At 45.4% G+C, this 12072-nt stretch carries 12 protein-coding genes and 1 pseudogene; all 13 read right to left on the bottom strand.

What is annotated here, in order from left to right; translation table 11 throughout:
- Nucleotides 1-7: 7 nt before the first annotated feature.
- The 13 genes and pseudogenes from EL268_RS20505 to EL268_RS20565 all read right to left on the bottom strand — a co-directional run bounded on the left by EL268_RS20505 (nucleotide 8) and on the right by EL268_RS20565 (nucleotide 12024).
- A complete protein-coding gene (locus tag EL268_RS20505; protein ID WP_005832370.1) occupies nucleotides 8-208 on the bottom strand; it encodes a cold-shock protein in 201 nt (66 codons plus the stop codon).
- 310 nt (nucleotides 209-518) lie between these two features.
- Nucleotides 519-1649 carry a rod shape-determining protein RodA gene (gene rodA / locus EL268_RS20510; RefSeq protein WP_106656768.1) on the bottom strand — a complete coding sequence of 377 codons (1131 nt, stop codon included), beginning with the start codon at nucleotides 1647-1649 and terminating at the stop codon, nucleotides 519-521.
- 57 nt (nucleotides 1650-1706) lie between these two features.
- Nucleotides 1707-2501 (bottom strand): septum site-determining protein MinD, encoded by a 795-nt coding sequence (minD, locus tag EL268_RS20515; RefSeq protein WP_048032107.1) that lies wholly within the window; start codon nucleotides 2499-2501, stop codon nucleotides 1707-1709.
- Nucleotides 2502-2521: 20 nt separating this feature from the next.
- Nucleotides 2522-3199, bottom strand: a complete 678-nt coding sequence (gene minC / locus EL268_RS20520; RefSeq protein WP_106656769.1) for a septum site-determining protein MinC — start codon at nucleotides 3197-3199, stop codon at nucleotides 2522-2524.
- A gap of 151 nt (nucleotides 3200-3350) precedes the next feature.
- The gene (locus EL268_RS20525) at nucleotides 3351-5783 is read right to left on the bottom strand and encodes a peptidoglycan D,D-transpeptidase FtsI family protein (RefSeq protein WP_106656770.1); all 2433 of its coding nucleotides are present in this window, start codon (nucleotides 5781-5783) and stop codon (nucleotides 3351-3353) included.
- 21 nt (nucleotides 5784-5804) lie between these two features.
- Nucleotides 5805-6329 carry a rod shape-determining protein MreD gene (mreD, locus tag EL268_RS20530; protein ID WP_106656771.1) on the bottom strand — a complete coding sequence of 175 codons (525 nt, stop codon included), beginning with the start codon at nucleotides 6327-6329 and terminating at the stop codon, nucleotides 5805-5807.
- The gene (mreC, locus tag EL268_RS20535) at nucleotides 6329-7294 is read right to left on the bottom strand and encodes a rod shape-determining protein MreC (protein ID WP_106656772.1); all 966 of its coding nucleotides are present in this window, start codon (nucleotides 7292-7294) and stop codon (nucleotides 6329-6331) included. Before mreC ends, mreD begins: the two co-directional genes overlap by 1 nt.
- Before the next feature lie 14 nt (nucleotides 7295-7308).
- On the bottom strand, nucleotides 7309-8352 hold the full coding sequence (locus EL268_RS20540) for a rod shape-determining protein (protein ID WP_016739188.1): 1044 nt from the start codon (nucleotides 8350-8352) through the stop codon (nucleotides 7309-7311).
- A gap of 156 nt (nucleotides 8353-8508) precedes the next feature.
- A pseudogene (locus tag EL268_RS20545) lies at nucleotides 8509-8667 on the bottom strand (JAB domain-containing protein); the annotation flags it as partial.
- A gap of 103 nt (nucleotides 8668-8770) precedes the next feature.
- Complete coding sequence (locus EL268_RS20550; protein WP_106657697.1) at nucleotides 8771-9391, bottom strand: hypothetical protein; 621 nt, start codon at nucleotides 9389-9391, stop codon at nucleotides 8771-8773.
- Between the two features lie 15 nt (nucleotides 9392-9406).
- Entirely contained in the window at nucleotides 9407-10624 is a 1218-nt protein-coding gene (locus EL268_RS20555) for a site-specific integrase (protein WP_126435458.1), read from the bottom strand.
- 10 nt (nucleotides 10625-10634) lie between these two features.
- Complete coding sequence (locus tag EL268_RS20560) at nucleotides 10635-10940, bottom strand: helix-turn-helix domain-containing protein (protein ID WP_106657695.1); 306 nt, start codon at nucleotides 10938-10940, stop codon at nucleotides 10635-10637.
- Nucleotides 10903-12024, bottom strand: coding sequence for a tyrosine-type recombinase/integrase (locus tag EL268_RS20565; protein WP_106657694.1), 1122 nt, complete (start codon nucleotides 12022-12024; stop codon nucleotides 10903-10905). Before EL268_RS20565 ends, EL268_RS20560 begins: the two co-directional genes overlap by 38 nt.
- Nucleotides 12025-12072: the final 48 nt, after the last annotated feature.

A 12072-nucleotide genomic window follows, 5' to 3' on the forward strand; every position in this document is an offset into this window, starting at 1 on the left:
GTCAAATTTACAGTTTAGTTACGCTAGCAGCTTGTGGTCCACGGCTACCTTGAACGATTTCGAACTCAACCTTTTGACCTTCGTCAAGAGATTTGAAACCTTCTGACTGGATTGCGCTGTAATGTACGAATACGTCGTCGCCACCCTCAACTTGGATGAAGCCGTATCCTTTTTCTGCGTTAAACCATTTTACGATACCTTGTTGCATGAAACAAAACCTCCCTGAACATTACGCCCCACGAGGCGAAAGAGTGTAGCGTTAACCTCTTTTTTACAGATAAGCCTTTTGCGTCAAGGAAAAAAAGTCATACGAATTGCGATTGACAATTGGTGACGTCACTCACAATACGTACGACTCCATACCAATCAATCAAACACTATAACTTGTAAAAATGGTTAACTTAGGATGATTTTAGCATAAGTATTTGCATTTGTCACGCATTTCGTGAGTGTTCAAAAAGTCATCTATTCAGCACCGAGAAAGCGGCGAGAACCAGATGACTTTTGGAACTACTCCTTTAATCAAAACGCAACTTGTCCTTGCGCATCCCAATATTGAGCACCACACCAATGATCAGGAAGTTGGTTACAAGTGAGCTCCCTCCATAGCTAATGAACGGAAGCGGAATACCCGTAATCGGCATCAACTGAATCGTCATCCCGATGTTCTCAAAGATCTGGAACGTAAGCATCCCTACGACACCCGCGACAACATAGGAGCCGAACGGATCTTTTGCCTCCATCGCAATGCGAATCATTCGGTAAATTAAAACGAAAAACAGAATCATCAGCAATCCAGCTCCGACAAAGCCCAGCTTTTCTGCAATGACGGTAAAGATAAAATCACTTTCTCCTACCGGCACCCATCCAAAGCTCGCTTGCGTCGGCGTATCAATCCCTTTTCCGAACAGTTGCCCTGAGCCGATAGCAATCAATGCTTGCTTGAGCTGGAACCCTCGTCCCATCGGTTCAAGATCCGGGTTCATCCAAAAGACAATCCGATCCCATTGATACGGCTTGATTATCTTGAAAAAGATATCCTGCTTGTATTGATACAACAGTGTCATGGCGGCAAAAAAGCTGCCGACCAGCCCTCCCATATACAATACATGCTTCATCCGTATACCACCAACGATTAGCATAGTGGCCAGCATCCCCGTATAGACCATGGCCGTACCCAAATCGGGCTGAACCAAAATCAAAAGCAATGGTACACCAACCAAGGCCATTACCGGAATCAGCTTATAAAAATAGTAAAACCGATCCGGATCGTTTGCCCTCCTGGACAAGAAGCGGGCCACCGTAATGATCGTGAACAGCTTCATCGGTTCAGAAGGCTGAAACAACACAGGACCAAGGTCATACCAGCTTGTCGTATTGTTAATGGGCTTCGTTTGAAATACCCCGATCAAAAGAATCAGACCGAGTGCATATAAGACATAGGCCATGTTGTGGAATAGGCGATAGTCAAATAGCAATGTCACACCTAGCACAATAAAGCCGATGACATACCAAAGGACCTGCCGATGCGCCTTATCTACGCCTGCCGCAGAACCGGAAATCCCCAGATAGCTGAAGATACCCAGCCCTGCCAAAATCAAAATGATGGTCCAGTCAATGGTTTTTAAATGACGTTTTTCCAGGTCCATCCGTTTCCTCCTAGAAAACGTGACTCCCCTCTATAAAAGAAGGGAGCCATGTATTACCTATTTTAATCCAAAGAATTTACGCATTTTATGGAACACGCCCGCTTTTTCTTCCAATGGTTGCAATGGAACAGCTTCACCCAAAAGGCGACGAGCAACGTTCCGATACGCGATGGAAGCACGTGATTCGTGGTTCATCACAGCCGGCTCACCTTGGTTCGCGGATTTAATGATATGATCATCATCCGGCACTACACCAATTAAGTCAATGGCTAACAAATCCAAAATGTCTTCTACATCCAGCATGTCGCCATTTTTCACCATATGGGAGCGAACGCGATTGATTACCAGCTTAGGCATTCCGATTTTTTCTCGCTCTAATAGTCCAATAATCCTATCAGCATCACGCACCGCAGCTTTTTCAGGTGTAGTCACGACGATTGCTTGATCAGCCCCTGCCACTGCATTGCGGAAGCCTTGCTCAATACCCGCAGGGCAATCGATGATGACATAATCATATTCCCGCTTCAGTTGCGTAATGATTTCCTCCATCTGCTCAGGAGTTACTGCTGATTTGTCTTTGGTCTGAGCAGCCGGGAGCAATGCCAGATTGTCAAACCGCTTGTCTTTGATCAGAGCTTGCGGCAGTCGGCATGCGCCTTCTGCAACATCTACCAGATCATAAATAATTCGGTTCTCAAGTCCCATGACTACATCCAGATTGCGCAAGCCAATATCGGTATCTACCATGCACACTTTTTGTCCCAACAATGCGAGCGCCGTTCCCAAATTGGCGGAAGTGGTCGTCTTACCCACGCCGCCTTTACCGGAAGTTACGACAATTCCAATCCCCACGTCCGTTCCTCCTCTTTCCCTCAACCCTCACGCTTTTTCTCACCCAAATCAGGGCGGATTCGCGACAAGTAGTTCATTTTCGCTACCAGCATGATCTCATTTTCCAGATAGGCAAATTCTGTGCCTCCGGAATTATTCGTCCATTCCTCACCCGGCTTGCTGATCACATCTGCAATCCGCAACTGGGTAGGACTCATGACTGCAGCCGCAATAATTACCTGTGAGTCACCGGAAATACCTGCGTGCGCGTACCCTCTGAGATGCCCCAGCACGTAGATGCTTCCTGTACTGCGAACCGTCCCCCCGGGATTGACATCTCCCAATAAGAGCAAATCACCGTCAAACTCCAGTACTTGCCCAGAGCGTACCGTATTTACCTGTATGGAAAAATGGGTTTTCAGGCGTTCAGCCATAGCTTCTTCCCGCGTGATCAAATCAGATTCGATTGTATGGATCACCAGGTTGCCCTTCGTTCGAATAATTTGAGTCAACTGCTCTTGTTGCTCGGGTGAGCAGTATCGTTTTCCCAATTTTATAGATACCCGAATGAGTGGCCCCGACAAAATCTGTTGGTGGCTATGCTCTATTTTTTCACGCATATCGGCCAGTAGTTCGTCGAAGGAACAGGTATCATCCATAAAGAAGACGAGACCGTCTTTAGTCCCTTTGATCGTGACCTTGCTTTTCACAGTCGTCACCGGTTTCACCTCGACCGATACCATTCGCCATACAGAAAGATTTTTCCTGCTCTGCGTGAAAAAATTGCCGAATCGGGTCAGATGGTGGCACTTTACAAGAGCTTGACTCCATTATTCTCTCGGGCTTAATTACCCTGGACAACCATTGCGGTTACTTCGAGGACGGTGGATTCGGCTTCGGAACCCCACCAGTAAGGACACCTGGATTCAGTTCATTGTAAGCTTCGAGCAATCGACGCGAGATTGGACCAGTAGCATCAGAACTGGATGTACCGTCTCTCAAACTGTTCGGCGCAATGACGACGAAAACAAGTTGAGGATTTTCATAAGGCGCAAATCCGACAACCAGTGCATTTTCCGCTGGCTGCGACGTTTGTGCCGTACCAGACTTGGCTGCAACCGTGAAAGGCAGCCCATTGAATCGTTGAACGGTACCACCTGGCTGAGTAACCATCCGCATTCCTTCTTTTACCACCTGTATATGCTTCGGATCGATATCAACCCGGTTGAGCACTTGTGGTTCAATAACCGAGAGCGTTTGTCCTGGTTTTTTCGGATCGGTGGTTCCTTTGCGAATTTCTTTTACAAGATGTGGGCGTACCCGATATCCTCCATTGGCAATGGTTGATACGTATTGGCCCAGCTGCATCGGCGTGAACAGATCGTATTGACCAATCATCACGTCCGCCAAGTTCCCGTAGTAAAGGTTCTGGTTTTCCCAACCGGTATGTTCATTCGGCAAATCCACACCTGTTTTCACACCAAGACCAAACTGGGCATTGTAGTAATCGTAGACAGAAAACTGCTTCTCCCAGCCTTCTTTCCCTTTTCTTGCTAAGCGAATCGCCATTTCGTACATATACGTATTGTTCGATACCTGCAAGGCACGACGAGCGTTAACAGGTCCATGACCACTTGCCTTCCAGTTGCGTTTATACGTGTTACCGACATTCAAACCGCCTCGGTCATAAATGATCTCGTTTGGTGTAGTCAGCCCCTCCTGAAGCGCAATCATGACAGACAGCGGCTTGTAGGTAGAAGCAGGTGGGTACGGCGTATAAATGAAGCGGTTTGATTCGTTCGGCAAAATAAGCGAGGTGTAATTCTCGTTGAATTTCTTGCGGTCGTAATACAGATTCAAATTGTAATCCGGATAACTCGCCATCGCCAATATTTCACCTGTATTCGGATTCATCACCAATACGTGTGCGTCCTTAAATTCTTTTGGCGTAGTCGGGCGCTTCTTGAATGCTTCTACCTCTTCTTTCAAGATGGCCTCTACCTTGCTTTGATAGCGCCAGTCCATGGCCAAAACAAGATCATTTCCTGGCTTAGGTTCCTGGTGCATCTTCTTCTCTACCGTCTCCGAATTTTTGTTCACGTGCACTTCCATAATCCCGTTTTTGCCGCGCAAATAACGTTCATAGGAGCTCTCCAGACCGGTTACACCGACACGGTCGATAGCGTTGTAGCCTTGTGCCTGATATTCTTTCAAGCTCTCAGGTCGAATCGCATTGATGTATCCGAGAAAGTGAGTACCAAATGCCGAACCATCCGGATCTTCGAAAATTTGGCGAACAGGCTCCAGCTCCACACTAATTCCCGGCAGTTCGGTGCGTCGTTCTTCGATTTGGAACATTTCCTGCTCCGTGATGTTGACCTTGACACGTCTAGGAATGTAGCTGGCCATCTGCGGTGAACGCATCTCCTGCAGCAACGAGAGCTTGTGCCACTGAAATTGGCGTTGCTGCTCTGTCAATGGCAGTTTGATATCCATGTCGAACAACGAGGCATAGCGCAGCAAATCCATGTCAGACTTTTCTGCCAAGCCTTCGGGAGTAGGCAAAACTCCGATCTGATCCTTCACTTTTTTGGCGAGGTCATTGCGATCTTCCTTGTCCAGTTTCAGAGTGAGGGTCATATTGGCGTTTATCGCCATTTTTAACAGCTCGAAGTCCGAAGTGTTCGCTTCCGTAATAGCGGGTGTACCCTTCTTGGCAGCATTCAGTTTCTTTATAAGGTCTGCTCTCTCCTTGTCATCAAAGGGAGAACGAACGCGCATCCCAAGATAAATGGCGGTTTTTACCAGCTCAAAGTCCGACATCTGATCGACGGTCTCTACTTTCGGAACGGCTTTTAACTTCGTCGCAACCTTTGCCTTGAGGTCGTTTGTTTCCTGCGCATTGAAAGCAACGGGCAAAGTTGATCTCAGATCAATCGTCTTCTTTAACAGTTCCTTATCCGTACCAATTTTGCCGCCATCGGGTATGAGGATTTTTGCCAGACGGTCTGCAACTTTCTCTTCATCAATGTCCTGCCCTTGTTCTTCAACGTATTGAACGGTGTACACAGGCTTATTCGAAACGAGTACCTCGCCATTTTTATCCAAGATACGGCCACGAGGAGCGGAAATCGGCAGTTCGCGAATACTGAACTTTTCCAATTCATGTGTATACTGTTCGCCTTCCACCAGCTGCACAAAGGCTAGCCGTAAAATAATGGCGGCGAAGAACAAAAATACAATCACAAACAATATATTGAGCCGAACAGGTATGTCTGATTTCGGTTCTTTGACTTCTTCCACGAACTCTCCTCTCCTTTGCCCTTACTGCATGTGCATTTCCTTTTTCGCCAGAATCTTGTTGCATACATTCTTGATCGGAAAGTATACCAGTAAGCCAAAAGCGAGATTAAACAGCACACTAGGCAAAATTTGATGTGTCAAAATCCATTGAACATCGAAGGGGGCAGCGGAAAACAAGCGGAACAAGGAATACAAAAGCCACTCATGTCCGAACAAAATCAGGAAGCTGGTAATAAAAACCATCCCGAACCCTCTCTGGAACAAAAGAACGATCATCCCTGCAAAGTAGCTGGCCACCATCATGGACATGGTATAGATTCCAATTAGTTGCCCAAACAGGACATCTTGTAAAAATCCGAAGGCGATCCCATAATACAAGCCTTCGCGCCTGCCAAGGTACATCGATATAAAGATACAGCAGACAAGCGCAAACCGGGGTACTGTCATCCAAGACAGACCCCATGTACCAGGTGAAAATACTTGCATCACAGTACCTTCCAAAACAAACATAACCACGACGCCCAACGTCAATAAAAACCGGGCCATTACTGACCACCCCCGCTAGCAGGTGAAGCCGGAGGCACAGGCGTTTGCTTCTGTGTTTGTGTCTGTCCGGTTGGCTGTTGCGGGATCAATTCGCCATTGGGAGCGATCGTAAAGTCTCGTTCTACTACCATGACTTCATTCAATTGTGAAAAATCAGCGCTCGGCTGGATGTAGGCGGTTTGAGTCAAGCCATAATCATCTGGTTCAACGCGAACAATATAGCCAATCGGCAAATTGCGAGGAACAACGCCTCCCAAACCTGATGAAATAACTTGCTGATCTTTTTTAATTGCCTGTCCCCAAGGGATTTTGCGCATGACGAGCAATCTTTCTTGCGGATCGTATTCTTCGATGACACCACTAATTGGACGGTACACAGGCTTGCCGTCGACTGTCTGCTCCGTCAAAATATCTGCTGAGATATGGTCACGTCGCTCATAGCTCGTCAACAATTCAACCGTAGCTGAAAAGTTGGCAACACTCTGTACACGGCCGATCATTCCTTTGGCTGTAATGACAGCCATATCCTTTTTGATGCCACTTTTTAATCCTTGATCGATGGTAACGACATTGTTCCATGTATCAGGGTTTCTCGCCACGACTTCCGCAAAGTGAAGATTGTAAGATTTAAGTGAATCTTTTGCCCCCACCATTTCTCGAAGGCGCTGATTATCTGCTTTGAGTGTGTACAATTCGGCACTTAGACGGGCGTATTGATCCAAGCTTGCCTTAAGCGCCTTGTTTTCTTCATAAACACCGTACGCATCTTCAATTTCCTGAAAAAAGCCAGAAACAGCCTGGGCAGGGCGATAAAAAAAGCCCTGCACCACGCTGAAGGTATCCTTGAAGAACATTTCTGGCCAGGTCAGGCTAACCCGTTCACGAGAAGTGAAGCCCACGACGGAGATAAGCAGGACCAAGCCTACAAGTACAATGATAAGCCGCTTATTCCCGAAAAACGACATGCCCTACCCTCCGTTTATTTACCCCGTTTTAGTCGGGAAGAGGTGATGCCTTGCTTGGATTTGAACAGGTGAATGTTCTCCAATGCACGACCTGTTCCAATCGCTACGCAATCCAGTGCGTTTTCCGCGACATGCACGGGCATACCCGTTTCCTTACTTAACAGGCGATCCATGTTACGCAAGAGCGCACCGCCGCCTGTGAGTACAATTCCACGATCCATGATGTCCGCCGCGAGTTCAGGCGGGCTTTTTTCGAGTGTTACCTTCACTGACTCTACGATAGCAGAAATGGTTTCCGCCAATGCTTCGGCAATCTCTGTGCTGCTGACCGAGAGCGTTTTTGGCAATCCGGTTACAAGGTCACGACCGCGAATGTCTACGTTCTCGACCTCATCAGGAGCAATCGCAGAGCCGATCTCCAGCTTCAATGTTTCTGCTGTCCGTTCCCCGATCATCAAGTTGTAACGGCGCTTGATGTACTGAATGATCGCCTCGTCCATCTCATCTCCTGCTACACGAATGGAGCGGGAAGTAACAATCCCCCCGAGTGAAATGATTGCGACTTCTGTTGTACCGCCGCCAATGTCAACGACCATACTTCCCGTCGGTTCCCACACTGGCAGGTCTGCACCGATCGCTGCTGCAAACGGCTCTTCAATCGTATAGGCTTCCTTCGCCCCAGCCTGCTTCGTAGCGTCTTCGACTGCGCGCTTTTCCACCGCAGTAATTCCCGAAGGTACACAAACCATTACGTTGGGACGACGCGTAAACAGCCCTTGATTTTTTTGTGCTTGATTGATGAAATAGCGCATCATCGTCGCAGTAGTATCAAAGTCAGCAATAACCCCGTCTTTCATTGGACGAACCGCTACGATATTACCTGGCGTACGACCAATCATACTTTTCGCTGCATTCCCTACTGCTTCAATGGAATTGTTATTGGTACGAATCGCTACAACAGAAGGCTCACGCACCACAATTCCTTTACCCTTCACAAAAACAAGTGTATTGGCAGTGCCGAGGTCTATCCCCAAGTCACGTGTAAATCCACCAAACATAAAAAAACTCCTTCCAAATATTAATCCAAATGACAAGCATAAGAGAACCTCTATCGAGGCCTCTCCAAGGTAGAGCGACCGCGTTTTTGTGGAAGGTTTTCATGCGCACAAGAATTCATAAACGTATCGATGATTAATCTTGCACGTAAAAACTTGTTACAAGTACCCTTGCTCTTTGAGACTAACGTACTTGCCTTCCCCGATAATAACATGATCCAACAATGAAATCCCCACCAGTTCACCAGCGTCACGCAATGTGTGCGTAATCGCGATGTCTTCCCTGCTAGGTGTCGGATCACCGCTCGGATGGAAATGGGTAAGTTTGCTTTGTCTATGTTAAACATCACTTAAACTTATACGCATTTAGTCTCTCCCAAGAGTTACTAAATAGTCTCGTCAGTGACTAATAGTGCAAGGCTCATAACATGTTTGAAACCAACTCATCCAATCCATTCAAAACTTCGGGTGCCTTTACTTTTGCGTAATCAGTAAATTGACCCTTTGCGACTGATTTTAACGGATCTGCAATGACTTCTTTGAACAGCGATGTTAAGTATGATGCAGAAGCCTTTACAATACCTCTTCTGGGCTCATCCTTAGAAAGTTCGTCATCTAATTGGTCGATGATCTCTTCTGCATCTTTTGCTTTCTCAACATTAAGAAGCGAGACCAATTCCCTCATTCCCTGAAATAACTTGGTGTATTCTTCAGGAGTTAAGCCACTATTATTAGTGACATTTTGGATACCCGTTGAGCTATCATAGTTATTTTGTAAGTTCTGGATGGTACCACTGTTTTGGATGAGAGTGTTAATCTGTTGAACCGGTTTAGGTTTTTCTACCATCTGTTCCAACAAAGCCATTTTTCTATCATGCTGCAATTGTATTTCCCTGGCTGCCTCCTGAATTGGCTTTAACATCTCGCCCTGATTAAAATGCCTGAGCGGATCGATGTTTATCTCGAACTTCGGTGGTTTCACATCTAATTTTTGAAAGGGCAACTTGTTAATTAAATCTTTTAGCTGGTCACCATCACTCATATGTACACCCCGTTCCTATTTCCGCTGATTTCCTATTTCTTCTTCCAGCAAATATTCCTCAAACTTTCCATAGCGTGCTGATTGGGTCATCGACAACCCGAATGCATCGATTAACATTTGTGATCCAAATTCAGCTGCAATTGCATTGAAACAGGTTATCCGCAGTGTTTTAGGAGTGTAACCCGTGAGGGTCCTGACCTTATCCAATACGAATTTTTTACTTACTGGTTTGTCCTCATATAACCCGCTATTATCCTTGCTAAGAAATAGATACTTTTTTTGCGATGAGTTTCTTATCTCAGCACGGCACTTAGCATATTCGTTTAAGAGGCCTAAATCTTCGGCCGCTAAGAACAAAGCCGGCCTTCCAAGTATATTGATCTTCTTACAATCCAAATCAACATCAGCAATAGTGATCATTCTTATCTGTTCACTACTTAAGCCATGAAATAAGCAAAAGCTGCTCAGTATACTACCCACCGGATCTTCAATTGCCTTTGAACTTATGGTCTGAGCAATATGAACCTGCTCTTCTAACGTTAAAAAATGTGCCTCGTTTGCAGGCAGCTCTCTTGCAGGGAAATCCATGATTGGTACATGAACGATCAGTCTCTTCTTTTTCGCAAACCTGAACAGCATGTGGAGATCTTTTCGAACTATCTCCCGGTGCCTCTGAGTAAGTGTTAACAAGAATGTGTGGACATGATGCTCCTGTACAAGGTCCCAAGAACTAACCTCTGGGTAAAATTCAACTACCCAATATACAAAACGATTGAATATAGTAAGGTCACTCAGAATTGTTTTAAGAGATAGTGGCTTCCTCTCGTTGTTACTTATCTGCCTTTGCCTTAGCTTCTTCCGATCATTACAGTACACTTCTAAGAGGCGGCGATATCCCTTCGGGCATCTATCTAATGCGCTACTAATTTGCTTTTCGAGTTGAGCATCTTGTGTAACGACTGAAAGGATATTTTGTTGCTCCAGAAAAATTCGTAAGCTCTTTCCTATACCTCTTTGATGTGCCAGTTCACTAAGAGTTCGGGCAAACCATTCCTCTGTCAGCTCACCGGGTTTTCCTAACTCATTATCAACCCTCTGAAAAACGATTCTGGCCTTAGAGGTATATCGTTTGACCGTATCAGATCCAACTCCAGAACCCCGTACGAAGTCAACATAGCTAAAAAACAAGTCTTCAGCCCATTTTTGATGAAAAGCGTTTAGATTACAGTCCATTTTCATCACCTTAAATTGGCGGAAGCTTATCTATCATTGAATCGTTCACAGCTTTGGATAAAGTGATTTTGGTACCTTCTGATTTAATGAAAGTCGGGGTGTGCTTCCACAGATCGCTCGGCGAGCACTCCAAAACTGTACATAGTGCGTCCATTGTCTCAGCCTTTACCTGCTTTGGTTCGCCAGTCATAAGGCCACTAATTGCTGGAGCAGAAAGACTATATCCCGTTTTTGCCTTCAATAATCTTCCGAGTTCAGACCCTGACCAAATACCCCGATCAGCCATTACCTTCCTCAGTCTCCATTCCAGAGCCATCAGCTACACCCCCTTTTTCTTTTCCATAATCAGCAAGTTGTTTCCGCCACTTTTCTTGTGCCATTCTTACTCTTGTTTCAAGAAAATTAGATCCTGGTGTTGAATAGGTAAATGTAGTTGCGATATCTACATGACCAAGCAATGTTTTTAACGTAATAAGGTCAACGCCCAGTTCTGTTTGGCGAGTCGCAAATGAATGACGCAGCTGGTGTGGACTAAAAATCTCATCTTCGTTAAAGCCCAATTCGATTTGTCGTCTTCTTAAATTACCACGAGCTGAATCACGACCTAATCTTCTACCGTTTTCAGAGAGAAATAATGGGCCAGGTCCATCTGCAAATAAAGGGCGTACTCTGACCAAGTACCACTTGAGTAATTCTTCAACACCGTCGAGTAAAGGAACCCATCTATGTTTGTAACCAGTACCTTTAGATCCTTTGCCAAAACGAACATGTAACTTCCCTTTATCCCCGAGGTCAAAACGACAGTCTTTTACATCTAACATCACAGCTTCAAATATTCTAAGACCAGTCAGTTCCAGCATCCTAAAAAGGACATAGTCTCTTGCATAAGTAGAATACTTTCTTGCTGTTTGCATTTTTTCTTTTAAGCCATCCCAAAAGCGTAAAAGGATAATTGGATCAGGAGGGATTACCTTCCCTTCATTATCATCCTTTCTATGGTGATGACGGTTAAATTTATCGAGTACCGTTGGTACGGGCACCCTATATTTTTCCCAAATCTCATGACTATGTCTTGACCTCAGATAGTCGAGAAACGTTGTTATGTTCGATTGGTATTTTCTTCTCGTTGAATATGCCAGCCCTCGACCTACTAACCCCAAATAAAAGTGATCAACATCTTTAGCAGTGACTTCCCATATGAATTTACCAGCGCCATCAACAAATTCGTTAATGTTCCGTATGTTAAGAGCAATAGATGCCTCAGTGTAACCTAACACTTTTTGTTGTTGCTCCCACATACCTATTAATTTGGCTTGATAAATCACTGATTCCTCATAAGTTATTGCCTTAATATCTTCTTTAGCAAAATTGGTCACGGCTAAATATGGTCTGTCTATCATCTGGCAACCTCTCCAATTAAGTGCTAGTTAATATTATTAACCAACACT

Source organism: Brevibacillus brevis, assembly GCF_900637055.1.
Lineage (GTDB): Bacteria > Bacillota > Bacilli > Brevibacillales > Brevibacillaceae > Brevibacillus > Brevibacillus brevis.

Excerpts from the sequence above, each read along its gene's own strand:
- EL268_RS20505 (WP_005832370.1), bottom strand. The coding sequence starts at position 208 with ATGCAACAAGGTATCGTAAAATGGTTTAACGCAGAAAAAGGATACGGC.
- EL268_RS20555 (WP_126435458.1), bottom strand. The coding sequence starts at position 10,624 with ATGGACTGTAATCTAAACGCTTTTCATCAAAAATGGGCTGAAGACTTG.
- mreD (WP_106656771.1), bottom strand. The coding sequence starts at position 6,329 with ATGGCCCGGTTTTTATTGACGTTGGGCGTCGTGGTTATGTTTGTTTTG.
- mreC (WP_106656772.1), bottom strand. The coding sequence starts at position 7,294 with ATGTCGTTTTTCGGGAATAAGCGGCTTATCATTGTACTTGTAGGCTTG.
- EL268_RS20550 (WP_106657697.1), bottom strand. The coding sequence starts at position 9,391 with ATGAGTGATGGTGACCAGCTAAAAGATTTAATTAACAAGTTGCCCTTT.
- rodA (WP_106656768.1), bottom strand. The coding sequence starts at position 1,649 with ATGGACCTGGAAAAACGTCATTTAAAAACCATTGACTGGACCATCATT.
- EL268_RS20560 (WP_106657695.1), bottom strand. The coding sequence starts at position 10,940 with ATGGCTCTGGAATGGAGACTGAGGAAGGTAATGGCTGATCGGGGTATT.
- EL268_RS20540 (WP_016739188.1), bottom strand. The coding sequence starts at position 8,352 with ATGTTTGGTGGATTTACACGTGACTTGGGGATAGACCTCGGCACTGCC.
- EL268_RS20565 (WP_106657694.1), bottom strand. The coding sequence starts at position 12,024 with ATGATAGACAGACCATATTTAGCCGTGACCAATTTTGCTAAAGAAGAT.